Source organism: Pseudomonas sp. PSPC3-2, assembly GCF_049897085.1.
Classification (GTDB): domain Bacteria; phylum Pseudomonadota; class Gammaproteobacteria; order Pseudomonadales; family Pseudomonadaceae; genus Aquipseudomonas; species Aquipseudomonas paraveronii.
In genome coordinates this window covers 70990-95472 of record NZ_JAFCVO010000002.1, presented here as the reverse complement: position 1 = coordinate 95472, position 24483 = coordinate 70990, and the positions used below count along the sequence as shown (strand labels likewise).

Annotated in this window: 20 protein-coding genes; 15 read left to right on the top strand and 5 right to left on the bottom strand. The window is 61.7% G+C overall.

The genetic code is table 11. The features are described from left to right. The first annotated feature begins 468 nt into the window (after nt 1-468). From arnC to ACP7CJ_RS05340, 11 genes are all read left to right on the top strand, one after another. The gene (gene arnC / locus ACP7CJ_RS05390; RefSeq protein WP_276192958.1) at nt 469-1506 is read left to right on the top strand and encodes an undecaprenyl-phosphate 4-deoxy-4-formamido-L-arabinose transferase; all 1038 of its coding nucleotides are present in this window, start codon (nt 469-471) and stop codon (nt 1504-1506) included. Beyond that, entirely contained in the window at nt 1503-3494 is a 1992-nt protein-coding gene (arnA, locus tag ACP7CJ_RS05385; protein ID WP_276192957.1) for a bifunctional UDP-4-amino-4-deoxy-L-arabinose formyltransferase/UDP-glucuronic acid oxidase ArnA, read from the top strand. The genes arnC and arnA overlap by 4 nt, the downstream gene beginning before the upstream one ends. Next, nucleotides 3494-4378 carry a 4-deoxy-4-formamido-L-arabinose-phosphoundecaprenol deformylase gene (arnD, locus tag ACP7CJ_RS05380; RefSeq protein ID WP_276192956.1) on the top strand — a complete coding sequence of 295 codons (885 nt, stop codon included), beginning with the start codon at nt 3494-3496 and terminating at the stop codon, nt 4376-4378. Before arnA ends, arnD begins: the two co-directional genes overlap by 1 nt. Then, nucleotides 4375-6030 (top strand): lipid IV(A) 4-amino-4-deoxy-L-arabinosyltransferase, encoded by a 1656-nt coding sequence (gene arnT, locus ACP7CJ_RS05375; RefSeq protein ID WP_276192955.1) that lies wholly within the window; start codon nt 4375-4377, stop codon nt 6028-6030. The genes arnD and arnT overlap by 4 nt, the downstream gene beginning before the upstream one ends. After that, entirely contained in the window at nt 6027-6374 is a 348-nt protein-coding gene (gene arnE, locus ACP7CJ_RS05370) for a 4-amino-4-deoxy-L-arabinose-phosphoundecaprenol flippase subunit ArnE (RefSeq protein ID WP_276192954.1), read from the top strand. The genes arnT and arnE overlap by 4 nt, the downstream gene beginning before the upstream one ends. Then, on the top strand, nt 6371-6784 hold the full coding sequence (gene arnF / locus ACP7CJ_RS05365) for a 4-amino-4-deoxy-L-arabinose-phosphoundecaprenol flippase subunit ArnF (protein ID WP_276192953.1): 414 nt from the start codon (nt 6371-6373) through the stop codon (nt 6782-6784). The genes arnE and arnF overlap by 4 nt, the downstream gene beginning before the upstream one ends. Then, nucleotides 6781-8160 (top strand): UDP-glucose dehydrogenase family protein, encoded by a 1380-nt coding sequence (locus ACP7CJ_RS05360; RefSeq protein ID WP_276192952.1) that lies wholly within the window; start codon nt 6781-6783, stop codon nt 8158-8160. Before arnF ends, ACP7CJ_RS05360 begins: the two co-directional genes overlap by 4 nt. A gap of 15 nt (nt 8161-8175) precedes the next feature. Beyond that, nucleotides 8176-9786, top strand: a complete 1611-nt coding sequence (locus ACP7CJ_RS05355; RefSeq protein ID WP_426099773.1) for an ArnT family glycosyltransferase — start codon at nt 8176-8178, stop codon at nt 9784-9786. A 187-nt stretch (nt 9787-9973) separates the two neighbouring features. Beyond that, nucleotides 9974-10684 (top strand): HPP family protein, encoded by a 711-nt coding sequence (locus ACP7CJ_RS05350; RefSeq protein ID WP_426099772.1) that lies wholly within the window; start codon nt 9974-9976, stop codon nt 10682-10684. A gap of 296 nt (nt 10685-10980) precedes the next feature. Then, a complete protein-coding gene (locus ACP7CJ_RS05345) occupies nt 10981-12084 on the top strand; it encodes an enoyl-CoA hydratase/isomerase family protein (protein ID WP_426099771.1) in 1104 nt (367 codons plus the stop codon). 3 nt (nt 12085-12087) lie between these two features. Continuing rightward, nucleotides 12088-13239: an acyl-CoA dehydrogenase family protein gene (locus tag ACP7CJ_RS05340; protein WP_426099770.1), complete on the top strand. Its 1152-nt coding sequence runs from the start codon at nt 12088-12090 to the stop codon at nt 13237-13239. A gap of 76 nt (nt 13240-13315) precedes the next feature. On the opposite strand, the gene ACP7CJ_RS05335 is transcribed toward ACP7CJ_RS05340, so the two are convergent. The 5 genes from ACP7CJ_RS05335 to ACP7CJ_RS05315 are packed head-to-tail and all read right to left on the bottom strand — an operon-like array spanning nt 13316 to nt 18875. Continuing rightward, complete coding sequence (locus ACP7CJ_RS05335; protein ID WP_276192944.1) at nt 13316-14089, bottom strand: enoyl-CoA hydratase; 774 nt, start codon at nt 14087-14089, stop codon at nt 13316-13318. Nucleotides 14090-14100: 11 nt separating this feature from the next. Then, nucleotides 14101-15228: an acyl-CoA dehydrogenase gene (locus ACP7CJ_RS05330; protein ID WP_276192943.1), complete on the bottom strand. Its 1128-nt coding sequence runs from the start codon at nt 15226-15228 to the stop codon at nt 14101-14103. Nucleotides 15229-15237: 9 nt separating this feature from the next. Next, nucleotides 15238-16422 carry an acetyl-CoA C-acyltransferase gene (locus tag ACP7CJ_RS05325; protein WP_426099769.1) on the bottom strand — a complete coding sequence of 395 codons (1185 nt, stop codon included), beginning with the start codon at nt 16420-16422 and terminating at the stop codon, nt 15238-15240. 13 nt (nt 16423-16435) lie between these two features. Beyond that, nucleotides 16436-17203 (bottom strand): SDR family NAD(P)-dependent oxidoreductase, encoded by a 768-nt coding sequence (locus ACP7CJ_RS05320; RefSeq protein WP_276192941.1) that lies wholly within the window; start codon nt 17201-17203, stop codon nt 16436-16438. A gap of 22 nt (nt 17204-17225) precedes the next feature. Further along, nucleotides 17226-18875, bottom strand: coding sequence for an AMP-binding protein (locus ACP7CJ_RS05315; RefSeq protein WP_426099768.1), 1650 nt, complete (start codon nt 18873-18875; stop codon nt 17226-17228). 235 nt (nt 18876-19110) lie between these two features. Here ACP7CJ_RS05315 and ACP7CJ_RS05310 point away from each other — a divergent pair, with 235 nt between their 5' ends. The 4 genes from ACP7CJ_RS05310 to ACP7CJ_RS05295 all read left to right on the top strand — a co-directional run bounded on the left by ACP7CJ_RS05310 (nt 19111) and on the right by ACP7CJ_RS05295 (nt 24472). Continuing rightward, nucleotides 19111-20004: a bestrophin family protein gene (locus tag ACP7CJ_RS05310; RefSeq protein WP_426099767.1), complete on the top strand. Its 894-nt coding sequence runs from the start codon at nt 19111-19113 to the stop codon at nt 20002-20004. 76 nt (nt 20005-20080) lie between these two features. Beyond that, nucleotides 20081-21139 carry a tetratricopeptide repeat protein gene (locus tag ACP7CJ_RS05305; protein WP_426099766.1) on the top strand — a complete coding sequence of 353 codons (1059 nt, stop codon included), beginning with the start codon at nt 20081-20083 and terminating at the stop codon, nt 21137-21139. A gap of 142 nt (nt 21140-21281) precedes the next feature. Beyond that, nucleotides 21282-22781, top strand: a complete 1500-nt coding sequence (locus tag ACP7CJ_RS05300; protein ID WP_276192936.1) for an ATPase domain-containing protein — start codon at nt 21282-21284, stop codon at nt 22779-22781. Next, nucleotides 22781-24472 carry an ATP-binding protein gene (locus ACP7CJ_RS05295; RefSeq protein WP_426099765.1) on the top strand — a complete coding sequence of 564 codons (1692 nt, stop codon included), beginning with the start codon at nt 22781-22783 and terminating at the stop codon, nt 24470-24472. The genes ACP7CJ_RS05300 and ACP7CJ_RS05295 overlap by 1 nt, the downstream gene beginning before the upstream one ends. The last annotated feature ends 11 nt before the right edge of the window (nt 24473-24483 follow it).

The window sequence follows — 24483 nt, the reverse complement described above, 5'->3', positions numbered from 1 at the left end:
GGGCAATGCAGAGAAGATTCTTCAATAAACATCAGTAACGGGGGATGCTATTACGTGCAGCGCCGATCCGGGTCCGCTCCGTTGAGCCCAGCGCCATGCAAAACGTTCCTATTCCGCCAAATTAGCAACGTCCTCAGTACGTTAGTCATTTAGCTGAACCCTAGCTGTCTACCTGTCAAATAAACGATTTTTTCATTAGGCTTTCATATTCGTTGAACATTTTTACGCTTAATCTTGGCCGCAGGACTTGAGAACGAGCCGCACTGTGCCGACTAACTTGTTGATTCCCCTTTACCTTTGTGGTTTTTGGTCTTTACTCTCGTATACACATGGAAGGTCTCAATAACCCACCAGGATGGTCGGATGAACACCATAATTCCACACCAGGTTTAACCACGCACCTGCCTTTTCGGCCAGTGACTGTTGTCTTTACGCTCCAAGTTGCTCAACCCCCGAGGTCATGAATCTTTGAAACCCTACCCTATTCATTGTGTGTCGATCGTTATCCCGGTCTACAACGAACAAGAAAGCCTGCCTGAATTGCTGCGTCGCACGACGGCAGCTTGCAAGCAACTGGCCTACGAATACGAAATCATCCTGGTCGATGACGGTAGCCGCGACAAATCCGCCCAATTGCTCGAAGACGCTGCCGCCGAAGACGGCAGCAACGTGGTCGCGGTGATCCTCAATCGCAACTATGGCCAGCATGCGGCGATCATGGCCGGTTTCGAGCAGTGCCGAGGCGACGTGGTGATTACCCTCGACGCCGACCTGCAGAACCCGCCGGAAGAGATCCCGCGCCTGGTGGAACAAGCCGCGCTGGGCTACGACGTGGTCGCCACCGTGCGCAACAACCGCCAGGACTCGGCCTTTCGCCGCTGGCCGTCGCGCCTGATCAACCTGGCCGTGCAGCGCTCGACCGGCGTCGCCATGACTGACTACGGCTGCATGCTGCGCGCGTACCGCCGCACCATCGTCGACGCCATGCTCGCCTGCCGCGAACGCAGCACGTTTATCCCGATCCTGGCCAACGGCTTTGCCCGTCACACCACGGAAATCCTCGTACACCATGCCGAGCGCGAACACGGCGAATCCAAATACAGCGCCATGCGCCTGATCAGCTTGATGTTCGACCTGCTGACCTGCATGACCACGACCCCACTGCGCCTGCTGTCCATCGTCGGCTTCGGCCTGGCGGGCCTGGGCGTTCTGTTTGCGTTTGCGCTGATCGTCCTGCGTCTGGCCTTTGGCGCTCAATGGGCCGGCGACGGCACCTTCGTGCTGTTCGCGGTGCTGTTCGTGTTCACCGGCGGCCAGTTCATCGGCATGGGCCTCTTGGGTGAATACCTGGGCCGCATGTACAGCGATGTGCGCGCCCGCCCCCGATTCTTTATTGAAAAAGTGCTGCGCAACCAACCGGCAGCACCGGCACCCGTAGTCGTCGTTGACGGCCTGGTGTCCTCCCATACCACCACTACTTCCCCTTCCGATCAGGTTTCGTCATGAATTCAAAAGCTGTTGTCTTCGCTTACCACGATATTGGCTGTGCTGGCATTGAAGCCCTGCTGACTGCCGGTTACGACATTGCCGCCGTATTCACCCATGCCGATGACCCCAAGGAAAACAATTTCTACGGTTCAGTCGCGCAACTGTGCGCCCGCAAAGGCATCCCGGTGCATGCGCCGGAGGACGCCAACCACCCGCTGTGGATCGAGCGCATTGCCAAGCTCAACCCGGACTTCATCTTCTCCTTCTACTACCGCAACCTGCTGAGCGAACCCCTGCTGGCCACCGCCCGCAAAGGCGCGTTCAACCTGCACGGCTCGCTGCTGCCGAAATACCGTGGCCGCGCACCCGCCAACTGGGTCCTGGTCAAAGGCGAAACCGAAACCGGCGTGACCCTGCACCGTATGGTCAAGCGTGCCGATGCCGGCGCGATCCTGGCCCAGCAGAAAGTCGTGATCGAGCGCTCCGACACCGGCCTGACCCTGCACGCCAAACTGCGTGACGCCGCCAGCAGCCTGCTGCGCGATGCCTTGCCGCAACTGGCCGCAGGCAAACTGACCGAAACCGCCCAGGACGAAAGCCAGGCCACTTATTTCGGCCGTCGCACCCCGGCAGATGGCAAGTTGGAGTGGCAAAAACCGGCTGAAGAGCTGTTCAACCTGGTACGCGCCGTGACTCAACCGTACCCGGGCGCTTTCTGCGCCGTGGGCGAGCACAAGCTGATCGTGTGGCAAGCCGAAGTGGTCCAGGGCAACGAAGGCCTGGCGCCTGGCCGCGTGATCAGCGTCAACCCGCTGCGCATCGCGTGCGCTGAAGACTCGCTGGTGATCAAGTTCGGTCAGCGCAACGACAACGGCCTGTACCTGGCCGGTCCGTCCCTGGCCAACGAATTGGGCCTGGTGGACGGTTCGGTCCTGCGCGGCGCCGAGTCTGGCCGCAAGCCACGTCGCACCCGCGTGCTGATCCTGGGCGTGAACGGCTTTATCGGTAACCACCTGTCCGAGCGCCTGCTGCGTGACGACCGTTACGAAGTCTACGGCCTGGACATCGGCTCCGACGCCATCGAGCGCCTGCGCAGCCACCCGAACTTCCATTACGTGGAAGGCGATATCAGCATCCACACCGAGTGGATCGAGTACCACATCAAGAAATGCGACGTGGTCCTGCCGCTGGTGGCCATCGCCACGCCGATCGAATACACCCGCAACCCGCTGCGTGTGTTCGAACTGGACTTCGAAGAGAACCTCAAGCTGGTTCGCTACTGCGTCAAGTACAACAAGCGCGTGATCTTCCCATCGACTTCAGAAGTCTATGGCATGTGCCAGGACCAGTACTTCGATGAAGACACCTCCAACCTGGTGGTCGGCCCGGTCAGCAAGCAACGCTGGATCTACTCGGTCTCCAAGCAACTGCTGGACCGCGTGATCTGGGCCTACGGCGCCAAGGGCCTGAAATTCACCCTGTTCCGTCCATTCAACTGGATGGGCCCGCGCCTGGATCGCCTCGACTCGGCACGTATCGGCAGCTCCCGTGCGATCACCCAGTTGATCCTGAACCTGGTGGAAGGTACGCCGATCCGCCTGTTCGACGGTGGCGAGCAGAAACGCTGCTTCACCGACATTGCCGACGGCATCGAAGCCCTGGCGCGCATCATTGATAACGACAACGACGTGTGCAACGGCCAGATCATCAACATCGGTAACCCGGAAAACGAAGCGAGCATCCGCCAGTTGGGCGAAGAACTGCTGCGTCAGTTCGAAGCTCACCCACTGCGCAGCAACTTCCCTCCGTTCGCCGGTTTCCGCGACGTAGAAAGCAAGGCGTTCTACGGCACCGGTTATCAGGACGTGGCCCACCGCAAACCAAGCATCGAAAACGCCAAGCGCCTGCTGAACTGGGAGCCAACCGTGGAGATGAGCGAAACCATCGGCAACACCCTGGACTTCTTCCTGCGTGAAGCCATGCTCGAAATCGCGGACAAGCGCTGATGCAGGCAGGTCTTCGCATCGACGTCGACACTTACCGTGGCACTCGCGAAGGCGTGCCACGGTTGCTCGAGGCCCTGGATGAAGCCGGGGTGAAAGCGACGTTTTTCTTCAGTGTCGGGCCGGACAATATGGGGCGCCACCTGTGGCGCCTGATCCGCCCGCAATTCCTGTGGAAGATGCTGCGTTCCAACGCTGCCGGCCTGTATGGCTGGGATATCTTGCTGGCCGGCACCGCCTGGCCGGGCAAGCCGATCGGCCGTGACCTGGGGCACTTGATGCGCCAGGCCAAGGCCGCCGGGCACGAAGTCGGCCTGCACGCCTGGGATCACCATGGTTGGCAGGCCAACGCCGGACGTTGGAGCGACGCACAGTTGATCGAGCAGATTCGACGCGGTGTGGACACCTTGAGCGACATCCTCGGTGAACGTATCGACTGTTCAGCGGCCGCCGGTTGGCGCGCCGATGAACGCGTGGTGCAAGCCAAGCAAGGCTTCAACTTTCGCTACAACAGCGATTGCCGGGGCACCAGCCTGTTTCGTCCAACCCTGGCCGACGGCAGCGCGGGCACCCCACAGATTCCGGTAGACCTGCCGACCTTCGACGAAGTCGTCGGGCCGGTGGTGGCTGCCAAGGATTTCAACGGGTTCATCCTCGACCGCTTCGCGCAGTCGAAGCTGAACGTGTACACGATCCATGCAGAAGTAGAAGGGATTCTGATGGCCAATGATTTTCGCCAGTTGCTAGCCCAGGCAGGGCAGCGCGGCATCGATTTCAAACCGCTGGGCGACTTGTTACCGGCGGACGTCTCCACCCTGCCCCAGCAACAACTGGTGCGTGGCGCCCTGAGCGGCCGTGAGGGTTGGCTCGGAGTGCAGCAGGCATGATCCGCCGTTGGGCGCTGCCCCTGCTGTTGCTGGCATTCGGCGCATTTTATCTGTTGCCACTGGCCACCCATGGCCTGTGGATTCCGGATGAAACCCGCTATGCACAGATCAGCCAGGAAATGCTGCTGACCGGCAAATGGGCTTCGCCGCATTTCATGGGCATTCGCTATTTCGAAAAGCCGGCTGCCGGTTACTGGATGATCGCGCTGGGCCAGGCGATCTTCGGGCAAAACCTGTTCGGCGTGCGGTTTGCGTCGGCCTTGAGCACCGGGCTCAGCGTGCTGTTGGTGTACCTGGTGTCGCGCCGGTTGTGGAATGACCCGCACAAGAGCCTGGTCAGTACGGTGCTGTACATGAGCTTTGTCAGCGTCGCGGCGCTGGGCGGTTATGCCAACCTGGACCCGCAGTTCACCTTCTGGGTCAACCTGACCGGCGTGGCGCTGTGGTTTTGCTTCGACAGCAGCACACGCAGCGGTCGCGTCTGGTCCTGGGCGTTGCTCGGGGTTGCCTGTGGCATGGGCTTCATGACCAAAGGCTTCCTCGCGTGGCTGCTGCCGGTGCTGATCGCCCTGCCCTACGCGATCTTGCAGAAGCGCCTGCGCGACTTGCTGGGTTATGGCCTGGTTGCCGTCGCCGTGGCGGTTGCCATCAGTCTGCCCTGGGCACTTGCGGTGCATAGCCAGGAGCCGGATTACTGGAACTTCTTCTTCTGGCACGAGCATATCCAGCGCTTTGCCGGCGAAGACGCGCAACACGCCGAGCCATTCTGGTACTACCTGCCACTGCTGGTCGCATTCAGCCTGCCGTGGGTGGCGCTGTTGCCGTCCACCGTCAAGCAGGCGTGGCAGCACAAGCGCACGCCTAACATCGCCTTCCTGCTGCTGTGGCTGCTGATGCCGCTGGCGCTGTTCAGCCTGGCCAAGGGCAAGCTGCCGTCCTACATCATGCCGTGCCTGCTGCCGCTGGCGTTGCTCATGGGTAACGCGCTGAGCGACAAACTGGCGCAGGCCCAAGGCCGCGCCTTGCGCATCAACGGTTGGCTGAACCTGACCCTCGGTGTTGTGGCCTTGCTCGCGCTGACGTGGTTCCAACTGAAAACACCGCTGTACGAGCACGGCCAGGAAACACTCGGCCTGGTGCTGGTGTTCGCCTGCCTGTTCGGCTGGATCATCGTCAACCTGCTGCAGGCTGCACGCCCATTGAAATGGTGGGCCGCGCCGGCGCTGGGCAGTTGGTTGCTGGTGGCGTTGGCCCCGGCCGCGCTGCCCCATTCGGTGGTGTACAACAAGACCCCGGATCAATTCATCATTGACCACCTGCCGGACCTGCAGCCGACGTCCGCCCTGCTCAGCAATGACCTGGGCGCGGCATCGGCCCTGGCATGGCGCCTGCAACGCGCTGACGTCACCCTCTATAACACCGTCGGTGAAGTGAAATACGGCCTCGCCTACCCGGACGCCGCCCAGCGTAAGGTGGACCTGACCCAGGTCCAGCAATGGATGAGCGAAGCCCGCCAAAAAGGCGCGGTGGGTGTGGTGATGCGCGTCAAAGGTGACGACGAGATCGCCGAAGTGAACCTGCTGCCCCAGGACGGCAAGCGCTTTGAGCAAGGCAATCTGGTGATCCTGGTTTTCCCGCAGGCTGCGCCATGATCACCCTGTTCTTGTTGTTAGCCGCCTGCCTGCTCACCTGCATGGGCCAGGTCTCGCAGAAGTTTGCCGTGGAAAGCTGGCGCGACCAGCCTGACGGTTGGGCGCTGAAACTGCGCTCAGCCTGGTTATGGGCAGCGCTGCTGTGCCTGGGTTTCGGCCTGCTGGTCTGGCTGCTGGTGCTGCAGCGCCTCGAAGTCGGGATTGCCTACCCGATGCTCAGCCTCAATTTCGTATTGGTCACGTTAATGGCGCGCTTCGTATTCAAGGAGCACATCGACACTCGGCATTGGCTGGGCGTGGCGCTGGTAATTGCTGGCGTCGTGCTGCTGGGGCGCCAAGTATGAGCCGGGTGCGCGGGTTTACCTTTGCCCTGGGCAGTGTCGGCCTGGTCAGCGCCGCCCAGTTGGGGATGCGCTGGAGCATGACGCGCCTGCCCCTGCCTGACGAATGGCTCGGCGCGTTCAGCAGCAACGCCATCGATCTGGGCGCCCTCGGCGTGGTGAGCCTGGCGATCCTCGCTTATGCGCTGTCGATGCTGTGCTGGCTCTGTGCGCTCAAGGATTTGCCCCTGGGCCGCGCCTATTCGCTGCTCAGTATCAGCTACGCGCTGGTCTACCTGTTGGCCGCCAGCCTGCCGGTGTTCAACGAACATTTTTCGCTTTCAAAAACCCTGGGGGTGGCCTTGGTCATCCTCGGTGTACTGGTTATTAACTCTCGTCGTGCTAGCGCAGCAAGCCCCAGGAATGCCCCATGAAAATCAGTGTATTTGGTAGTGGTTACGTCGGTCTGGTACAAGCCACTGTATTGGCCGAAGTCGGTCACGATGTCATCTGCATGGACGTTGATCAAAACAAGGTCAAGCTGTTGCAGCAGGGCCATGTGAGCATTTTCGAGCCAGGGTTGGCGGCGATGGTCAAGGAGAACCTTGAAAGCGGACGGCTGAGCTTCACCTTTGATGAAAAGCTCGCCGTCGAACATGGCGAGGTGCTGTTTATCGCCGTGGGTACACCGTCGGATGAAGACGGTTCGGCCGACTTGAAATACGTGCTGTCGGTAGGCGATGCGGTCGCCCGCCATCGGATCGAGCCGGTGATCCTGGTGGAAAAATCCACCGTACCCGTCGGCACCGGCGACACCTTGCGTGCCCATATCGAAAAGGCCATGCACGGCACCGGGCGGTCCCTGGAGTTCGATATCGTCTCCAACCCGGAATTCCTCAAGGAAGGCTCGGCAGTTGCCGACTGCCGCCGCCCGGACCGGATCATCATCGGCTGCGAGCGTGAAGAAGTGCGTGAAGTCATGCGCGAGCTGTATGCGCCCTTCAACCGCAACCACGATCGCATCATCTTCATGGACCTGCGCAGCGCCGAACTGACCAAGTACGCCGCCAACTGCATGCTGGCCACCAAGATCAGCTTTATCAACCAGATCGCCGAGCTGGCCGAACACCTGGGGGCGGACATCGAAGCGATACGCCTGGGCATCGGCGCCGACTCACGCATCGGCTATCACTTCATCTACCCCGGCTGCGGCTACGGCGGCTCGTGCTTCCCCAAAGACATGCGCGCCCTGATCCACAGCGCCAAGCAGGCCCATTGCTCGAGCGACCTGCTCGAAGCCGTCGAAGCGATCAACCAGCGCCAGAAGAGCAAGCTGTATGAACGCATCAACGCCTTCTTCAAGGGCAACCTGCGCGGTAAGACCTTCGCCCTGTGGGGCCTGGCCTTCAAACCTAACACCGACGACATGCGCGATGCCCCGAGCCGCGTGCTGATCGAAGCGCTGTGGGCTGCCGGTGCCACCGTGCGCGCATTTGACCCGGAAGCCATGCAGGAAACCCAGCGAATTTACGGTGACGACCCACGGCTGATGTTGATGGGTACTCCGGAATCCACCCTGAGCGGCGCCGATGCGTTGATCGTCTGCACCGAATGGCAGCAGTTCAAGGCACCGGACTTCGACCTGATCTACGAACGTCTGAACACCCCGGTGATCTTCGATGGTCGCAACCTGTATGACGGCGAGCGCCTGGCGCGCAAAGGCTTCCAGTATTTCCCGATGGGCCGTGGCGACTCCTGCCAGTTACCGATTCCCCAGCAACAGTGGGTGCCACAAGTTGTGGAAGCCTGACCGGTGAAAGATCAAATGCCCCAGCTGATGAACGCAGCGATCCGGCGCCAGTCGTTGGGGCTGGCGCTACTGGCGTTGCTGTTATTCATTGCCGGCAACTGGCACCAGGCAATCATCGGTTTCGACTCGCGCTTCGTGGTCTTTGCCCAGGAGATGTTGCACCATGGGCCGAGCTTTTTCCCCACGACCTACGGGCAACCTTATGCCGATTACCTGGCGACCACGACGCTTATGACGTGGCTGCTGTCCTTGCCCCTGGGCCAGGTCAACAGCTTTACGGCCTGGTTGCCGACGTCCATCGCTTCGGCGCTGATCGTCATGCTGGTGTACCGCCTGACGGCGCCCTACTCCCAGCGCTGGGGCCTGCTGAGTGTTGCGCTGCTGTTGCTCAGCAGCACGTTTATCAGCGAAACCCGCGCGGTGTCCCTCGACCAGATGCTCGCCGCAGTGGCCCTGACGGTGTTCTACCTGGGTTATGCGCATGATCACTTCGGCGCCGCCAAGCGCCTGCACTGGGTGTACCTGCTGTTGATCGTGGGCTTTACGATTCGCGGGCCGATTGGCCTGGTGATCCCCACGGGCGTGCTATGCAGCTACTTCCTGCTCAACCGCCAATGGCGCCAGCTGTTCAGCTTCGGCCTGTTGGCCCTGGCACTGCTGGGGGCGTGCGTTGGCCTGCTGTTGCTGCTGGCCAAGCTCAGCGGCGGCGAAGCGTTCATGCAGGACGTGATCCGCATGCAGTTCCTCGGGCGTATGGATGGCAGCGAAGGCTCCAGCGGTGCGCTGTATTACTTCACCAGTTCCGTGGGCAATTACGCGCTGGCTTACCCGCTGGCGCTGCTGGTGCTGCTGGTGATAGCGATTGGCGGGCGACGCCCACCTGATCCGGCGTTGCAGTTGGTGCTGTACTGCGCAGCGGCGGGCTTGTTGGTGATGCTCGGCTTGTCGATTCCCCAGGCAAAGAAGGCGCGTTATGTGCTGCCGATGTTGCCGATGGCGGCCATTATTGCGGCGTATCCGTTTCAAGTCGCCCACGGGCGGTTGTATGGCTGGCTGCGCGGTTTGATGCTGAGCCTGTGGACCGTGTTGCCCGCGCTGCTGATCGTCGGGCTATGGCTGGCGCGCCGGCGTTACCCGGAGCAGATGGCGCACATCGGCTGGGTGCTGGGCGTGCTGGGCGCGCTTCAAGTGCTGGCGCTGGTGGCGGTGTTCCAGGCACGCCTGCGCACGCTGGTACCGGCCCTGACCGCCGTGCTGGCGGTATGGACGACGTATATTGTGGTGGTCGAGCCAGTGGAGCGCAGCCTCTATGACACTCGCACCTTCAGCCTGCAAGTCCAGGCGCAGGTCCGCCAGCAACCGGCGCCCATCGTGCTGCATGCGCTGGGTAAGGATGCCAAAGCCATCAAGTTCATGGTCAACCTCGATTACGACCGGGTGCCGGTGTTCACCCAGCAGCCCGCCGACCTGGCAACATTGCAAGGTCCGGCGTGGCTGGTCATGAGCCAAGATGACTTTGAAGGGTTGCAGGACCCACGATTGCGCGCAATCACTCCGACGCTCACTGGCACGTTCGACAAGAATCCCTACGTGCTGCTGCACTTGGACAAAACCATTCAACCTTGACCGCGCCGGCGGCGGCCGGCCAGTTGAGTCCATTATTTTTGTATTTAACCTACATTAATATGCATTGGCGACCCTGCATCGCGGTCGGCACACTACGCGGGTTCCTCCCCCAAATGCAGGAACTTTCAAGGGCTTGTCCGGGAAACCAGACAAGCCTTTTTTTGCCCGCCGTTTATGGAAATTGTGAATGCTCGCTCGCTGGTTACCCGCTGCCATCAATACCCGCCCTGCCGAATGGAGCCGCGCCGCGATCGGCATGGCCTTGGGCACTCTGCTCAGCGTGTGGGTCTGCGCGCAAGTGTTTGGCATGGAGGTCGCCCTGCACCTGCTCGGCCCTCTGGGTGCGTCGGCAGTGTTGCTGTTTGCCGTTTCATCCGGCGCGCTGGCACAGCCGTGGTCGATCATCGGCAGCTACCTGTGTGCCGGCGTAGTCGCGCTGCTCGTCGCACGGGTCCTGGGGCGCACCTTGGGCAGCGCCTGCCTGGCGGCGGGCATGACCGTGGTCCTGATCTGCTGGCTGCGTTGCCTGCACCCGCCGGCGGGAGGCCTGGCGATGACGCTGGTACTGGCCGATCCGGCCTCGACGGCTCTCGGCTGGCAGGAACTGCCCGCGGTGATGCTCGGCGCGGGAGCGTTGGTGACCTGTGCACTGGCCTATAACAATGCCACCCGCACGCGCTATCCCAAGGGCGCGACCGAGGCACCGAACACCTTCGTGAGCAAGGCGCAGGCAGCAGGAGACCCGGCAATCACGGCGGCGGACCTGAAGCTGGCGTTGGCCGACATGGAGCAGTTCTACGATATCGAGCCCACGGCGCTGGAACAGTTGATCCACGCCGCCGAGAGTCATGCCCGTCGTCGAAGTATCGGGCAAGTGCTGGCAACTCGCGTCGAATAGCGGTATAGCGAGCGCCCCGCATTAACGACGAGGGGCACAAAGAGTGCCCGGGCATGCGCCACGGCTTTATCAACTACCCCGCTTCTGAGCCGGCCGCCAGGCGTGCCGTGCTGCGCTGTAGCGAGGCCCTGGCCGGCTATTTTCACCTTCCGGACGGCTGATCGCCTGTTCTGCATAAATGCAAAAACGACCTGCATGATTCAAGGTTGTACTGGGCAAATTTGCACTGGTACGATCGCGAGAGGGTTCGTCCGCGAACATCTTGTTTAAAGAACAATAAAAGCAGGGAGTTACAGATGACTGCTCAGGTTTCATCCGAGGCAAGCCACGCCGACATTCTTCAGCAAGAGGTACTGGCCAACGTCCGCAACCATGTTGGCCACCTCACCCTCAATCGCCCCGCCGGCTTAAACGCCATCAACCTGAACATGGTTCGCGGCCTGGCCCAACAGCTTCAGGCCTGGGCAGATGATCCCCAGGTATATGCCGTGGTCCTGCGCGGTGCCGGTGAAAAAGCCTTCTGTGCGGGCGGCGATATTCGCTCGCTCTACGACAGTTTCAAGAACGGCGACACCCTGCACGAGGATTTCTTCGTCGAGGAATACGCCCTCGACCTGGCCATCCACCATTACCGCAAACCGGTACTGGCGCTGATGGACGGCTTCGTCCTCGGCGGCGGCATGGGCCTGGTGCAAGGCGCGGATCTGCGTGTGGTCACCGAACGCAGCCGACTGGCGATGCCGGAAGTGGCGATCGGTTACTTCCCCGACGTAGGCGGCAGTTATTTCCTGCCGCGCATTCCTGGCGAGCTGGGCATTTACCTGGGCGTCACCGGCGTGCAGATTCGTGCGGCCGATGCGTTGTATTGCGGGCTGGCGGACTGGTACCTGGACAGCACCAAACTGGCCGACCTCGACCAGAAACTCGACCAACTGTCATGGCAAGATTCCCCTCTCAAGGACCTGCAAGGCGTGCTGGCCAAGCTGGCCGTGCAGCAACTGCCGGACGCCCCGCTCGCCGCCTTGCGCCCTGCAATCGACCATTTTTTTGCCTTGCCGGACGTGCGCAGCATTGTCGAGCAACTGCAACAAGTGACCGTCGCCAACAGCCATGAATGGGCCTTGAGCACGGCCAACCTGATGCAAACCCGTTCACCGCTGGCCATGGCCGTGACCCTGGAAATGCTGCGGCGCGGGCGCCGTTTGCCGTTGGAGCAGTGTTTCGCCCTGGAACTGCACTTGGATCGCCAGTGGTTCGAGCGTGGCGACCTGATTGAAGGGGTCCGCGCGCTGATCATCGACAAAGACAAGAACCCGCGCTGGAACCCATCGACACTCCATGGGCTGGACGCGAGCCACGTGGAAAGCTTCTTCCACAACTTCACGCAGGTTGCGAGATAAGCCATGCAAGATATTGAATACACTGAAGAACAAATCATGATTCGCGACATGGCGCGTGACTTCGCCCGTGGCGAAATCGCCCCTCACGCCCAGGCCTGGGAAAAAGCTGGCTGGATCGATGACGCCCTGGTGGCGAAGATGGGCGAGCTGGGGTTGCTGGGCATGGTGGTACCGGAAGAATGGGGCGGTACCTATGTCGATTACGTGGCGTATGCCTTGGCGGTGGAAGAGATTTCCGCCGGTGACGGTGCCACGGGCGCACTGATGAGTATCCATAATTCAGTGGGTTGCGGGCCAATCCTCAACTACGGCACAACAGAGCAGAAACAAACCTGGCTGGCGGAACTCGCCAGCGGCCAGGCCATCGGCTGCTTCTGCCTGACCGAACCCCAGGCCGGCTCCGAGGCCCACAACCTGCGCACCCGTGCCGAACTGCGCGATGGCCAGTGGGTGATCAATGGCGCCAAGCAGTTTGTCAGCAATGGCAAGCGCGCCAAGTTGGCGATTGTGTTTGCGGTGACCGATCCGGAACTGGGCAAGCGCGGTATTTCCGCCTTCCTGGTGCCGACGGACACGCCGGGGTTCGTGGTTGATCGTACCGAACACAAGATGGGCATCCGTGCCTCGGACACCTGCGCCGTTACCCTCAACCAGTGCAGCGTGCCTGAGGCCAACCTGCTGGGTGAGCGCGGCAAGGGCCTGGCGATTGCGCTGTCCAACCTGGAAGGCGGGCGTATCGGCATTGCCGCTCAAGCCCTGGGCATCGCCCGTGCCGCGTTTGAAGCGGCGCTGGGGTATGCCCGTGACCGCGTGCAGTTCGACAAGGCCATCATCGAACACCAGAGCGTGGCCAACCTGCTGGCCGACATGCAAACCCGGCTGAATGCCGCACGCTTGCTGATCCTGCACGCCGCACGCCTGCGCAGTGCGGGCAAGCCGTGCCTGTCGGAAGCGTCCCAGGCCAAGCTGTTCGCTTCGGAAATGGCCGAAAAGGTCTGCTCCTCGGCGATGCAGATTCATGGCGGGTATGGGTATCTGGAGGATTATCCGGTGGAGCGCTACTACCGCGATGCGCGGATCACGCAGATCTACGAAGGCACCAGCGAGATTCAGCGGATGGTGATTGCGCGGGAGCTGAAGAACTACCCGCTCTGACTGACACACCACAAACCCACTGTGGGAGCTGGCTTACCCGCTCCCACAGTGGATCTGCAGTGTTTGTGAGGGCGGGTTATTTGTCCTTGAATTCAGGCGCGCGCTTGGCCACGAATGCCGCCATGCCTTCCTTCTGATCCTGCGTCGCAAACGCCGCATGGAATACCCGACGCTCAAAGCGCACGCCTTCCGAGAGGCTCACTTCAAACGCCCGGTTCACGCTTTCCTTGACCATCATGCTGATCGGCACTGACTTGCCGGCAATCAGCGTGGCGACTTTCAGCGCTTCTTCGAGCAGTTCATCGGCCGGGACAATGCGCGCTACAACCCCGCAACGCTCGGCTTCCACCGCGTCGATAAAGCGACCAGTCAGGCACATTTCCATAGCCTTGGCCTTGCCCACGGCGCGGGTCAGGCGCTGGGTGCCGCCCATGCCCGGCAGCACACCCAGGTTGATTTCCGGCTGGCCGAACTTGGCGCTGTCGCCGGCGAGGATAAAGTCGCACATCAGCGCCAACTCACAGCCGCCACCCAGGGCGAAGCCGTTGACGGCAGCGATGATCGGCTTGCGACGGTTGGCCACGCGATCGGCGTCGCTGAACAGGTCGTCGATATAGATCTGCGGGTAGGTCAGCTCGGCCATTTCCTTGATGTCGGCGCCAGCGGCGAAGGCTTTTTTCGAGCCGGTGAGCACGATGCAGCCGATTTCAGGGTTGCGTTCCAGGTCATCCAGCGCCTGATTCAACTCGTTGATCAATTGTGCGTTCAGCGCGTTCAGGGCTTGCGGACGGTTAAGGGTGATCAACCCGACACGGCCCTGCACGTCGAGCAAAATAGTTTCGTAACTCATGTAGTGGCTCCTTAAAGATTGCGTGAGATGACCATGCGCTGAATATCGCTGGTCCCTTCGTAAATCTGGCAGACCCGCACATCGCGGTAGATCCGCTCCAAGGGAAAGTCGCTCAGGTAACCGTAACCGCCCAAGGTTTGCAAGGCGGCGGAGCAGACTTTCTCGGCCATTTCCGAGGCGAACAGCTTGGCCATGGACGCCTCGACCAACGCCGGCTTGCCGCTGTCACGCAGGGCGGCGGCGTAATGCACCATTTGCCGTGCGACGGCGATTTGCGTGGCCATGTCCGCCAGGCGAAAGGCCACGGCCTGGTGTTCGATCAAGGGTTTGCCAAAACTTTCGCGCTCCCGGGCGTAGTCGCGCGCGGCTTCAAAGGCGGCGCGGGCCATGCCCACCGATTGCGAGGCAATGCCGACACGCCCGCCTTCGAGGTTGGCCAAGGCGATGCGGTAGCCTTCACCCTCCTCCCCCAGACGATTGGCGACCGGCACCTTGACGTCTTCGAACAGGATCTGGCAGGTATCCGACGCATGCTGCCCCAGCTTGTCCTCGACCCGCGCCACCGTGTAGCCCGGCGAATCCGTCGGCACGATAAACGCGCTGATGCCGCGCTTCCCCGCCGCCGGGTCAGTGACAGCAAACACAATCACGATGCCGGCGTTTTGCCCGGAGGTGATGAATTGTTTGCAGCCGTTCAACACGTAGTGATCGCCTTCGAGGCGTGCACGGGTTTTCAGGCTGCTGGCATCGGAACCGGCCTGGGGCTCGGTCAGCGCGAAGGCGCCGAGCATCGCACCACTGGCCAGCGGCTTGAGAAATTGCTCTTTCTGCTGGTCGTTGCCGAACGTGAGGATCGGCACGCAACCCACCGAGTTGTGTACGCTCATGATGGTCGAGCAAGCCCCGTCGCCGGCAGCGATTTCTTCCAGGGCCATGGCGTAGGCCAGGTAGCCGGTGTCGCAACCACCCCACTGTTCCGGCACCAGCATGCCGAAAAAGCCCAGTTCGGCCATTTCACCGATGGCCTCCTTGGGAAAGCGGTGCTCGCGGTCCCACTCGGCCGCGAACGGTTTCAGGCGCTCCTGGGCGAATTGTCGGGCCGCTTCGCTGATTTGCAGTTGTTCGTCATTGGGTAGCATGGTCAATCCTTAATACAGGCATTCGACGGCCATGGCCGTGGCTTCACCACCGCCGATGCAGATAGCGGCGACGCCCCGTTTGAGACCTTTCTGGCGCAGGGCCGACAGCAGCGTCACCAGAATCCGCGCACCGGACGCGCCGATCGGGTGACCCAAGGCACAGGCGCCGCCATGAATGTTGACCTTGTCGTGGGGGATATCCAGCTTGCTCATGGTCACCAGGCTGACCACGGCAAAGGCTTCGTTGATTTCGAACAGGTCCACTTCGTTCAGGTTCCAGCCGGTCTTGCTCATCAGCTTGCGTATAGCCCCCACCGGCGCCACCGGAAACAGGCCCGGTTCATCGGCAAACGCCGCATGCCCACGGATCACCGCCAAGGGTTGCAGGCCGCGCTTGTGCGCCTCGGACTGACGCATCAGGAGCAAGGCCGCCGCGCCGTCGGAAATTGAACTGGAATTGGCCGCCGTCACTGTCCCGCCTTCGCGGAACGCCGGTTTCAAGCTGGCAATCTTGTCCGGCTTGGCTTTGGGCGGTTGCTCATCATGCAGGACGGTTTTTTGCTCTTTGCCTACCGTGACCTGCACCGGGACGATCTCGGCAGCGAAGCTGCCATTGCTGATCGCCGCTTGCGCACGGGTCAGGGACGCAATGGCAAACGCATCCTGGGCCTCGCGGGTAAAGCCGTTATGTTGTGCGCAGTCTTCGGCAAAGGCGCCCATCAGGCGGCCTTTGTCGTAGGCATCTTCCAGGCCGTCGAGGAACATATGGTCCAGCACGCGGCCGTGGCCCATGCGGTAGCCGCTGCGTGCGCGGTCCAGCAGATACGGGGCGTTGGACATGCTCTCCATACCGCCAGCAATCACCACCTCGACGCTGCCGGCCAGCAGCGAGTCATGGGCAAGCATCGTCGCCTCCATGCCCGAGCCGCACATTTTATTGAGGGTGGTGCAGCGGGTGGCCTTGTCCAGCCCGGCGCCAAGGGCGGCCTGGCGTGCGGGGGCCTGGCCGAGACCGGCCGGCAATACACAGCCAAACAGCACTTCATCCACGGCATCGCTGGCGATACCGGCACGCTCGACGGCGGCGCGAATCGCCGCAGAGCCCAGTTGCGGTGCGGTCAGGCCTTTGAGATCGCCCTGGAACGCGCCCATGGGGGTGCGCGCGGCGCTGACAATTACGATGGGATCGGTCATGACGCTTCCTCTCTTACTTGGCTGCCATGCGCAAGGCACCGTCGAGACGGATCACCTCGCCATTGAGCATGCTGTTTTCAATGATGTGCCGGACCAGCGCGGCATATTCGCTCGGTTTGCCCAGGCGCGGCGGGAACGGCACACCGGCGGCCAGCGAGTCGCGGACTTCCGGGGTCATGCCAGCCATCATCGGGGTTTCGAAAATGCCGGGGGCGATGGTCATCACCCGAATGCCGAAGCGCGCCAGCTCCCGCGCGGCGGGCAGTGTCAGGCTGGCGATCGCACCTTTGGACGCGGCATACGCCGCCTGGCCGACCTGCCCGTCAAACGCCGCCACCGACGCGGTATTGATGATCACGCCGCGCTCACCGTCGGCATCCGCCGGGGTTTCTGCAATGGCCGCAGCGGCCAGGCGCAGCAGGTTGAAGCTGCCGATCAGGTTGACGTTGATCACCTGGGCAAAGCTGGCCAGCGCGTGAGGGCCGTTTTTGCCGAGGATCTTCTCGCCGCGCACCACACCGGCGCAGTTCACCAGCCCGTGCAAGCCACCAAAGGCGGCAACGGTGGCTTGCACGGCGGCTTCGGCAGCGGCTTCCTGGCTGATGTCCGCCACGGCGCTGCGGGCGTTGTCGCCCAGCTGTTTGGCTTTGGCCGCGACCGCGTCGCCATTCATGTCCACCAGCATCACCTTGGCACCGGCAGCGACCAGCATTTCAGCGGTGGCTGCACCGAGGCCCGACGCGCCGCCGCTGACCAGAAAAACCTTGTTTTCAATCTGCATCATTGTTTCCTTGAAAAGTGGATCAGGCCAACGCGGCTTGCGCCTTGGCGATTTCCTGATTACGCAAAATAAAGCGTTGCAACTTGCCGCTCGGGGTCTTGGGCAAGTCGCTGACAAATTCGATTTCCCGTGGGTAGGCATGGGCGGCGAGGCGCTGGCGTACATGCAGGCGCAGTTCCTCGGCCAGCTCGGGGGTGGCGCGGAACTGCTCGTTGATCACCACGAAGGCTTTGACCAGCTCGGTGCGCTCCGGGTCGGGCTTGCCGACGACCGCCGCTTCCACCACTGCCGGGTGTTCGACCAGCGCACTTTCCACGTCGAACGGGCCCACGCGGTAGCCAGAGGTGGTGATCACATCGTCACTGCGTCCGACGAAGCTGATGCTGCCGTCCGGATTGAGTTCGACGGTATCGCCGCTGAGGTAATACTTGCCGACAAAGGCCTTGGTCCGTGCGCCGTCATAGCCGGCGAACCAGCACATTGGCGATTGCTCGCGGTCGATGGCGAGAATCCCCGGCTGGCCGGCAGGCAACTCCTGGTGATCGTCGTCCAGCACCACGATGCGATGCCCCGGCGAAGCAAAACCCGCCGACCCGACATGCACCGGATGTTCCAGGCCGTGGTGGTTGCACAGCACCATGCCCAGCTCGGTCTGGCCGTAGTGGTCATGGATGGTCACCCCCAGGTTATCGGCAAACCAGCGGATCACTTCCGGGTTCAGCGGCTCGCCGGCGCTGCTGACGATACGCAGCTTGCCCTTGATCGAGCGGGCGAATTGTTCGCCGCCGGCAATCAACAGGCGATATGCGGTCGGCGAGCCGGCCAGGTTGGTGATCGCGTATTTATTGATGACCCGGCAGGTGCTTTCTAGGGTGAACGGGCCATCGTAGAAGGTAATCGGATGGCCCATGGACAAAGGCCCGGTCACGCCGAAATAGATGCCGTAGGCCCAGCCCGGGTCGGCGACGTTCCAGAACGCGTCTTCAGGGCGCAGGTCGATGGCGTCGCGGGTGTAGCTCTGGAACGCAACAATGGCCTTGAGTGGCACCGAGAGCGCTTTCGAAGGGCCGGTGGTGCCCGAGGTGAACATCAGCAGGAACGGCTCGTCTGCGCCCAGCAGCACCGGCTCGCAGTGGTTGGAGTAATTGGGCAGCTCGGCCCAGAAACTGAAATCACCGCGCACCAGGCCTTCGCCTTTGGCGCCAGTGACTGTCACGATCGTCGGGCAGCCTTCCACTTCGGCGAGTTTGGGCCGGTTCACCGCATCGGTGACCACCACGGCTGCGCCAGAGCTGCTCAGGCGGTGTTCAATAGCCTTGGGGCCGAAGGCCGTAAACAGCGGTTGATAGACGGCGCCGATGCGCCAGGTCGCGAGGACCACCACCAGCAATTCGGCGGTGCGTGGCAACAGGCCGGCCACCTTGTCGCCGCGTTTGACGCCCTGGGCCAACAGGAAATTGGCGAAGCGTGAAGCCTGGTCCTGCAAATCGCTGAAGGTGAACGTGGCACTGCGTCCATCCTTGCCTTCCCAGAACAGCGCAATGCGCCCTGGCAATGCATGCCGGTCGCAGCATTCCACGCAGGCATTGAGGCCTAGCAGGTTTCCGGCCAAGGTGCTGTCGACGGTGTGTTGGTAATCGAACTCGGTAGTGGCAGCCAAATAGTCACGCATCGCTTCAAATCCTTCGGTATTTTTATTTTCAGGACGTTTTTTCGGACAAGAACCGCCGAAATAGTGGCTCTAGAGCGCTGCAGCAGCAATAGTCAAAGCCACCAACATGCCTGACTGGTTTGGCCAATGCTTCTTGATCATAGACCCCGCCGATCAAGCAGTCGGCCCAAGCGATTGGACGCCCCGGCCGCCAGCTTCTAACCTGATGGCCGCGCCACCTACGAAGCCCCTCCCGATGATTGTTCGCCCCAAACCCAACCTCCTGGGCATTCTGTTCTCGCTCAAGGGCTCGATCGCCAAGCGGATCGCCCTGCGCAGCCTGTTGGTCACGTTGCTGGCCTCGGTGATCGTGCTGGTGGAAACCCTGCACCCGGCGTATTTCTCCAAGGTCAATGCCACGCCGTTCACCCTGCTCGGGCTGTCGTTGTCGATCTTCATGAGTTTTCGCAACAACGCCTGCTACGACCGCTGGTGGGAAGGCCGCAAGCAACTCGGGCAGATGATCATCGAAGTGCGCTCACTGATCCGTGAAACCCAGGTGCTCAGCGACCCGCTGGAACGGGCCAGCCTACTGCGCGGCCTCTGCGGTTTTGCCCATGGGTTGATCGCGCGCCTGCGCCTGGAAGATGAAGCCCAAGCGCTAAAGCCCTGGATCGAAGTCGACCCAGGCCACCCCAACCTTCCTGACCAGGTACTGCAACAGCTCGGCACGCGGTTTTCCGGGCTGGCCGAACGGGGCGTGATCAGTGAATGGCGCTACACCCAACTGGAAACCCGGCTGGTCAGCCTGAGCCAGGTGCAGGCGGCGTGTGAGCGGATCAAAAGCACACCGCTGCCCTTCCCCTACACCCTGCTGCTGCACCGCACCATTTACCTGTTCTGCATCCTGCTGCCGTTTGCCATGGCCGAACCGCTGGGCTGGCTCACGCCGGTGTTCACCGCAATCGTCAGCTACACCTTCTTTGGCCTCGACGAAATCGGCGACGATCTGGAAGATCCCTTCGGCTTCGATGAGAACGACCTGCCCTGCAACGCGATCGTGCGGACGCTGGAACGCGAGATCCTCGCAGCCCTCGGCGAAACGGCCTTGCCGCCTGCCCTGGAGCCGGTGGAATACGTGCTGACCTGATGCGGGTTTGACACTCGCCGTGGTCTGACCGAAGCTGAGGGCTTTGCCATAGCTGCCTAAGCTCTCGGACGCCTGCATGTCAAAGTCACGCCGTTACTCCATCATCGGCCTGTGCGCCCTGTTGTTGATTGTGCTGATCACCTGGTATTTCTCCCATTCCACCCCGGTGGCCGTACCGCCCGCGATTGCCCATGGCTACGCGAAAGCCTTGAAACAGGCGCTTAACGGCGAACCTGGCGCCGCCCGCGTGCTGTATCAGCAATTGGCCCGGCCGGACCTTTCCGACGAGCGCCGCATCGCCTTGCATGCCGAACTGCCCAATTACCCGAGCCCTCAGGCACTGAAGCTCGCCGACAAGGATCTGGCCGATGACTCACCGCACGTGCGTGAAGCGGCGATTCACAGCATCGTCGGCCTGGTGCCTACGGGCCAGCGCACCTTGTTGCTCGGCCCATTACTCGACGATCCGCAACAAGACGTGCGCTTTACCGCCGCCAATGCGTTGCTCGGTCTCTCGCCCGACACCCTCGGCCTGTATTTCGGGCCCTTGCAGCAAGTGCTCGATGAGTTTGTGAAGAAGCTCAAGGCGCAACCTGAAACCGCCGAAGGTTGGCTCCAACTGGCGCGCCTGTATATCCACAGCGCGCTGTTGCCGCAGGCACAGAACGCCCTGGAGCAAGCAATGCGCCTGCAGCCGGACAACCTGCAAGCCGTGGTTGCGCAAATCGAACTGCTGGACAAACAGGGCAAGACCGACGAGTCGCGCCAACTGCTGGCCCGCCAGTTGGCGGCGCATCCCGAATCCGCGTACCTGCAACACGCCCTGGGCATGTGGTTGCTGCACCACGGTGAGCGCGCTTACGCGTTGCTCGGCCTGTCGAAGGCGGTGGAGCTGGAACCGAACAATCAAGATTACCGTTACGACCTGGCCACGACCCTTCACGCCCAGGAGGAACTCGAAGCTGCCCAGCGCCAGTTGGAAGAAATCATCCAGCGCCACCCGGCCAATCGCAAGGCGCGGGTGCTGCTCGTCACCTACTGGACAGAAAGCGGCCAATTGCAGAACGTGCAAGTGCTGCTGGCGCAGTTGGAACAACAAAACCCGGATGATCCGGCGCTGCAGCAGGGGCTGTAGGCCAACGGCAGCGCTGGCCCCAGCGCCGACACTACGTACAAATCCCGATAAGGTGGAACCCCGCTGACACGCCATGGTCAAGAAGCTATGGCGCGCTCGAACGAACGCGCACCTCTACTCGTATGTGACCTGAGGGCACTTCTTGTCTACATCCAACGCGCTATTAACCGAAAAAGCGGCCACTGGCATCGAAGGTCTTGATGACATTCTTTCCGGCGGTCTGTCCCGCAGCCATCTGTTTCTGCTCGAAGGCGAGCCAGGGACCGGCAAAACCACCGTTGCCCTGCACTTCCTGCAGGCGGGTGCGAAGAACGGTGAACGCTCGCTCTATATCACCTTGTCCGAAACCGAGCGTGAATTGCGCGAAGGTGCGATATCCCACGGGTGGGATCTGGATGACAATATCCATATTTTCGAGCTGACCCCGCCGGAAAGCCTGCTCAATGCCGACCATCAGCAAAGCCTGCTGTACTCTTCCGACCTCGAGTTGGGCGAGGCCACGCGGCAGATCTTTGAAGTGGTGGAACGGGTCAAGCCGACCCGCGTGGTGGTCGACAGCCTCTCCGAGATCCGCCTGCTGGCGCAAAGCTCCCTGCGTTATCGACGGCAGATCCTGGCAATCAAACACTACTTCGTGCGCTACGACGCCACGGTATTGCTGCTCGATGACCTGACCACCGAATCCCTCGACAAAACCGTACACAGCGTGGCCCATGGGGTGATTCGCCTGGAAGAACTGACGCCCAATTACGGTGCCGAACGCCGCCGCGTGCGCGTCGTGAAGTACCGTGGCCAAAAGTACCGGGGCGGCTTCCACGACTTCACCATCATGGGCGATGGCGTGCATGTCTTCCCGCGCCTGGTGGCGGCCGAACATCGCGGCGGCTACGTGCGCGAGACCCTGAGCAGCGGCATTCGCGAAATGGATGCCTTAATGGGGGGCGGAGTCGAGACCGGTTCCAGCAGCCTTATCCTCGGCCCGGCGGGCACCGGCAAGTCGCTGATCTCGATGGTGTTTGCCGCCGCCGCTGTGGCGCGGGGCGAAAAAGCCGCACTGTTCATCTTTGATGAGGAACTGGGCCTGCTCTTCGAGCGCATGAAAAACATGGGCATCGACCTCGCCACGCTGCAAGCCACCGGCAACCTGCTGATCGAACAAGTCGACGCGGCCGAGTTGACTCCCGGCGAGTTCTCACACCGCGTGCGGCGCTGCGTGGATGAGGGCGGGATCAAGACCGTGGTCATCGACAGCATCAACGGCTATCAGGCCGCAATGCCGGAAGAAAATGCGCTGATCCTGCATATGCACGAACTGCTGCTGTATCTCAACCGCCGTGGCGCCGCCACCTTCATGACGGTCGCCCAGCACGGCCTGGTCGGTGACATGCAAGCGCCCGTCGACATTACCTACCTTGCCGACACGGTCATTCTGCTGCGCTATTTCGAAGCGCTGGGCAAGGTGCGCCGCGCCATTTCCATCATCAAGAAACGCACCGGCCCCCATGAGTCGACCATTCGCGAATACCGGATCAGCAGCCAGGGCATGACCGTCGGCGAGCCGCTCGATAACTTTCAGGGCGTACTGCGCGGTATCCCGACGTACATGGGCGCCGGCTCGCCTCTGCTCAAGGATGAGGGCTAGTGACGGGTTTATCTCCACTCTCCGAGCGTGCAATCGTACTTGCGCCGATGGGCCGTGACGGCGCGTTGGCGTTGATGATGCTCAACGAGGCCGGTTACAGCGGCATGATCGCCACTAGCCTGACGGCCTTGTGCGGCGCACTGGAAGACGGTGCCGGCCTGCTGATTATTGCGGCCGAAGCCTTGCGCGGCGTGGACCTGGAGCCGCTGCTCGAACGTTTGCACCAGCAGCCTGCGTGGTCGGATTTGCCCATCGTGTTGATGACCCATCACGGCGGCAACGAGCAGAACGGCTCCTCGCACCTGAGCGGGTTATTGGGCAACGTCACCTTCCTCGAGCGGCCTTTCCATCCCGTGACGTTGATCAGCCTGGTCAGTGCCGCACTGCGCGGTCGGCGCCGGCAATACGATGCACGCGACCGGCTGATCGACTTGAGCGAAAGCGAACTGCGCTTGCAGCGCACGCTGGAGACCCTTGAGCAGCAAGTGGAAGAACGCACGGCGCAGTTGCGCAGCAATGAAGACGCGCTGCGCCAATCACAGAAAATGGAGGCCGTCGGCCAGTTGACGGGCGGCATCGCCCATGACTTCAACAACATGCTCACCGGGATAATCGGCAGCCTGGAGTTACTGCGAAGGCGCGTCTCGCGCGGCAAGCTGGACGACCTGGACAGCTTGATCGACCTGGGCGTCACCTCCGCCAACCGTGCCGCCGGCCTTACCCACCGCCTACTCGCGTTCTCCCGCCGGCAATCGCTGGATTCAAAACCCGTCGAGATCAACCAACTGGTGACCTCCATGGGCGAACTGCTGCAACGCAGTATCAATGAAAGCATTGCGCTGGACATGCGCTTCAGCGACCCGCTCTGGACCGCCGAGGCCGACCGCAACCAACTGGAAAGCGCCCTGCTCAACCTGGTGATCAACGCGCGCGATGCGATGCCCAACGGCGGCAATCTCACCGTGGAAACCAGCAACCGCCATCTCGACAGCGTGTTCACCGCCGCCTACGGCACCTTGCAACCCGGTGACTACGTTGAATTAAGCGTCAGCGACACCGGCTGCGGTATCCCGGAAAGCGTCATGGGTCGCGTCTTTGACCCTTTCTTTACCACCAAGCCGATCGGCCAGGGCACCGGCCTCGGCCTGTCGATGATTTACGGCTTTGCACGGCAATCCGGTGGCCACGTGACGATCCACAGCGAAGTCGAAAAAGGCACCACGGTCAGCCTGTTTCTGCCACGTTTCGTCGGCGAAATGGTGGTGGCCGAAGCGGTAAACCCCGCCCTGCTGCCATTTGCCGATGCCGGCGAAACGGTGCTGATCGTGGAGGATGACCCTGCGGTCAGGGTCTTGGTCTGCGCCGTGCTGAAGGAGCTGGGCTATGCCTATGTCGAGGCCGGCGATGCCAACACGGCCGTGCCGATCATCGAGTCCGACCAGCGCATTGACCTGATGATCAGTGACGTCGGTCTGCCGGGTATGAACGGCCGGCAACTGGCGGAAATCGGCCGGCAGATTCGGCCGGAACTCAAGGTGCTATTTATCACCGGTTATGCCGAACACGCGGCCGTGCGCGGCGGTTTTCTGGACCCGGGGATGCAGTTGATTACCAAGCCGTTTACCTTTGACCTATTGACGGCAAAGGTCAGAGAAATGATCCGTTCAGACGCTACAACGGCGAACCTATAGCCAGTAACAGG